This is a genomic window from Bradyrhizobium australafricanum, assembly GCF_020329495.1.
GTDB classification, from domain to species: Bacteria; Pseudomonadota; Alphaproteobacteria; order Rhizobiales; family Xanthobacteraceae; genus Bradyrhizobium; species Bradyrhizobium australafricanum.
In genome coordinates this window covers 1-3,777 of sequence record NZ_JAGKJL010000149.1, presented here as the reverse complement: position 1 = coordinate 3,777, position 3,777 = coordinate 1, and the positions used below count along the sequence as shown (strand labels likewise).

The 3,777-nt window shown below is 61.0% G+C and carries 6 protein-coding genes and 3 pseudogenes; 7 read left to right on the top strand and 2 right to left on the bottom strand.

Annotated features, from left to right (window positions below):
- The 7 genes and pseudogenes from J6525_RS46030 to J6525_RS46000 form a co-directional block, all read left to right on the top strand.
- A partial coding sequence (locus tag J6525_RS46030) for a transposase (protein ID WP_512699755.1) occupies nt 1–263 on the top strand: 263 nt, incomplete at its 5' end.
- 128 nt (nt 264–391) lie between these two features.
- Nucleotides 392–742, top strand: coding sequence for a pyridoxamine 5'-phosphate oxidase family protein (locus tag J6525_RS46025; protein WP_312010074.1), 351 nt, complete (start codon nt 392–394; stop codon nt 740–742).
- A gap of 370 nt (nt 743–1,112) precedes the next feature.
- Nucleotides 1,113–1,508 (top strand): IS66-like element accessory protein TnpA, encoded by a 396-nt coding sequence (gene tnpA, locus J6525_RS46020; protein WP_225649566.1) that lies wholly within the window; start codon nt 1,113–1,115, stop codon nt 1,506–1,508.
- Nucleotides 1,505–1,824: pseudogene (tnpB, locus tag J6525_RS46015) on the top strand (IS66 family insertion sequence element accessory protein TnpB). Before tnpA ends, tnpB begins: the two are co-directional and overlap by 4 nt.
- Nucleotides 1,825–1,953: 129 nt before the next feature.
- Nucleotides 1,954–2,094, top strand: a pseudogene (locus J6525_RS46010) (transposase domain-containing protein); the annotation flags it as partial.
- Nucleotides 2,095–2,096: 2 nt separating this feature from the next.
- Nucleotides 2,097–2,348, top strand: a complete 252-nt coding sequence (locus J6525_RS46005; protein WP_225649565.1) for a hypothetical protein — start codon at nt 2,097–2,099, stop codon at nt 2,346–2,348.
- 609 nt (nt 2,349–2,957) lie between these two features.
- Nucleotides 2,958–3,209, top strand: a complete 252-nt coding sequence (locus tag J6525_RS46000; protein WP_225649568.1) for a hypothetical protein — start codon at nt 2,958–2,960, stop codon at nt 3,207–3,209.
- Here J6525_RS46000 and J6525_RS47840 read toward each other — a convergent pair.
- Together J6525_RS47840 and J6525_RS47835 are read right to left on the bottom strand one after the other, a co-directional pair.
- Nucleotides 3,140–3,503 (bottom strand): annotated as a pseudogene (locus J6525_RS47840) (IS5 family transposase). The gene J6525_RS46000 and the pseudogene J6525_RS47840 sit on opposite strands and share 70 nt — an antisense overlap.
- A gap of 14 nt (nt 3,504–3,517) precedes the next feature.
- On the bottom strand, nt 3,518–3,777 hold a 260-nt coding region (locus J6525_RS47835), incomplete at its 5' end, for a transposase (RefSeq protein WP_376708670.1).

Below are 3,777 nucleotides of genomic sequence, written 5' to 3'. Positions count from 1 at the left end.
TCTCGGGTCAGGTCCGCCGCGTCACAGCTTCCATCCGTCGCGAGATGAAGCGTCGCGCGGCTGTCGAGCCCGTCATCGGCCACGTCAAGGCCGAGCACCGCATGGACAGAAATTATCTCAAGGGACGCCTCGGCGACCGCATCAACGCTGTTCTCGCCGCTGCCGGCTATAACTTCGGCCTGCTGCTGCGATGGCTCGCAGAGCTCTTGCGTGTCATCATCCGAGCCTTCTTCGAGACCGTCCCGGCTCGAAACACCGCTTGAGCCGGGCGCTGCCGCCAGTTCTTCACGAACGACGATTTATCTAGGTGCAAGATACAGGCATTGCTCGATCAGCATCGCATCATGCGTATCGGGCGCTGCGGCCGGACGGCTGGCCCCAAGTAACTACAGTGGGCTACGCCAACGACCGCTTTGCCATCTATTTCCTATGCGGGAAAGACAGCCAGAAAGCAACCAATCTGACCCGAGACAACCGCGTGTCGCTCGCGATCGACGACGACACCCCGCAGGTGATGGAAATCACCGGGCCGTCAATTGCGGCGCGGGCCGAGGTTATGGATGATCCCGCCGAGGGCAAAAAAGCGCTGCGCCTGCTATTCGAGAGGTATCCAGAACAGAACTCCATGCTGGGTCCACTGCCGACGCCCTCAGATGTTCGCATTTTTCGGCTAACGCCAACTGAGATGTCACTGCTCGACTACTCCAAGGGATTTGGCCATACCGATCTCATTATGTGCTGAACGCAAGGTAGATCGGCGCTGACGATCAGGACGTGTATTCCAGGCGGTGGGGATAGTGTCGGATTCATTTGTGTGGCCTCAGACTACTACATCGCGACCTTCGAAACGAACAAGCGACCCAGTCGCTGGTCGTGGGAAATTTGCCGCCATAGCAAGAGCATGGGAGTCAGGATCACGACTGATGGATTTCGGTCAAGGATGGCAGCAGAGTATGCGGGTGAGCAAGCACTCGCGGATTTCCTGAATTTGCTCGCGAAAGAAGAATGGCGCGACAGCTCTAGGCGTACGCATCCGACGGGCGCCGTCTTGCGTGACGCGAGGTAATTCGCGAAGCGTGTAGCCTTAAGTCTAGCTTTAAGGTCATCAGGCGATGCGGGTCGAGGTTTTGGGCGGGCTGGAGCGGCGGCGGCGCTGGTCGCAGGACGACAAGGCACGGATTGTCGAGGAGACGTTGGTGCCGGGCGCGAAGGTGACTGAGGTTGCGCGCCGCAACAGAGTCGCGGCCAGCCTGGTGTTTACCTGGCGTCGACAAGCACGGACATCAGAGCAGGTCGTACCATCTTTTGCGCCGGTGCAGATCGTCGCTACGGAGGTGGAGGAAACTCCGAAGCTTTTGCCTGCGGGTGACGGCCGATTGCGCTCCGTGGCAGCAGCGCGTACTGGATTGATCGAGATCGATCTTGGCAACCGACGACGCATCCGAGTGGACGAGCATGTCGACCCGGAGGCGCTGGCGCGGGTCCTCGAGGTGCTTGAGCGCCGATGATCGCCATACCGGGCAATGTACGGGTTTGGCTCGCGACCGGTCATACCGATATGCGCCGAGGCTTCCCGAGCCTTGCGCGTCTGGTTCAGGAGGGTTTGAAGCGGGACCCTCACGCTGGCGATCTCTACGTTTTTAGGGGCCGCCGCGGCGACCTGATCAAGATCATTTGGCATGATGGCCAGGGCGCGGGCGCTTTTTGTGGCCATCGTTGGCGGACGGCGTTGTGACGATCAGCGTTGCACAACTATCCTATCTCCTGTCCGGAATTGACTGGCGGATGCCGCAGGCAACCTGGCGTCCACAGGCTTCCGGTTAAGCTGTGGCTCTTTTTCTCCGCTGTTGACAGCGGAGGCACAGAACGAACTATGCCGAACCGACCAAACGCCGGTCAGCCAGAAATCTGGGGAAAACGACCCGACTCGGCATAGTTCGGCGGGCGGCATAAACCTGCAAGCTGAACGGCATCAATCCGGAGGCCTATCTCGCCGACCTGATCGGCAGCGTCAGCGACCACCCAGCCAATCGCATCGACGAGCTTCTTCCCTGGAACTGGCGCGCCCCATCCGACGCCAGACTGGCGGCCTGACCGTGGCTGCGATCACCCGGGTTTACACCCTCCCGCTCGCTGCCGAAATGCTCGGCGAGGACGCCGAACTGCTGTGGGAGGTCTATGTCGACATGGAGCCGGAAGACGGTTGCCTCTGGGTCTACGGGCCCGACGACCAGCAGATCCCCGCCTTCACTGACTTCGGACTCGAAAGCCTGAGCGACTTCATCCGCGAGCACAAAACCAATCGCGGCCGCGGCGAGAAGGGCGGCGAACAAAAGCCCGGGTCATGACCGGGCGCTTACTATTGTACCTGCATCCTATCCCGTGTTCTGCCTAATCTAAAGTGGATTGCTTGCTTGTCCGGGATAAGTTGCTCCGAATTAAGCCAGAACCTCGTATCTCTCCCGATACGGTGTGCACGGCTATTGGAAATGTCCCGCATCGTGTCCGGTTGAGGCAGGTGGTTCTTGCACGTTGCCGGCCACCAGCTCTTAATAGCTTCGGCCATCCGGTAAGGATGGCTGTCATTCGCGACACCGATCAAGCATGTGCGGTGGAAATGATTGGGCTCGGTGGCGCCGATGCCGGCTTGAATCGAAATCGCTTCGAATGAGGGGAGTTGCGACGCTATATCGTCGATGAGAAACCCGGTCGTGGACAGGTCGCGCTGAATTGTCGCCTCATCGGCGAAACCGCACCAGCACCAGCCGCAAATGGTCGCGCCGCCGCGATGCCAGCTGCCCTTGGTGCCGTATGACGATCGTCAGGTCGGAACAGTCGCCGCTGAAAAACGCGGCGCATCCGTTCGCGCCGCTGTCGGATGACGCCAAGGCCTATCTGCAGGCCGAGCCAATGAGGCCGGCGCCGATTTCATCAAGGCGGCCGCGAGTGGCCGGCGCGTGACGCAGACCAAGATCCGCGAGGAATTTGGTCAGGGCCGCATGGTCGGCACGCGCGAGGCCGTTGCGCGCGGCATGGCCGACCGGATCGCGACGCTCTACCAAGTCATCGGCGGCATGCTGCAGCAGCGCGCGTCGCGGCCGAGCTCGCCGCGGCGACCAGCACTAGGACCGATCGACATTCATTGCATCCAGATCATTGCGGCAGCGAGATGGATGAAGCCGGTAAAGTTGTCAGATCGCCTGTCATAACGGGTTGCCAAGCGTCGGAAGTGTTTGAGCTGGCAAAAGCAGCGCTCGATGCGGTTGCGCTGTTTGTATGCGTCGGCGTCGTGCGGAATGATGATCCTGCGGGTGCGGTGGGATCACCGCCGTTGCGCCGATTTCCGCGATGATCGCACGCAGGGCGTTGCTGTCATAGGCCTTGTCGGCGAGCACGGCATCGCCGCTTTGGCCGTGGAGCAGTGCCGGCGCCTGGGTGATGTCATTAACTTGCCCAGCCGTGACGATGAAGCGGAGCGAACGGCCGAGCGCATCAGCCAGCATGTGGATCTTGGTGGTCAGTCCACCTCGGGAACGCCCCAGCGCCTGATCTTTGGCCCCCCTTTTCCGCTCGTCGCCTGCTGGTGGGCGCGAACGATGGTGCTGTCGATCATCAGATACTGGTTGTCGCGATCGGCGGTCAGAGCAGCGAACACGCGCTCCCAGACGCCGGCATGGCACCAGCGGCTGAAGCGCTGATGCACCGTTTTCCACTTGCCGTACCGTTCCGGCAGGTCGCTCCAGTGTGCGCCCGATCGCAAAACCCACAAACATCCGT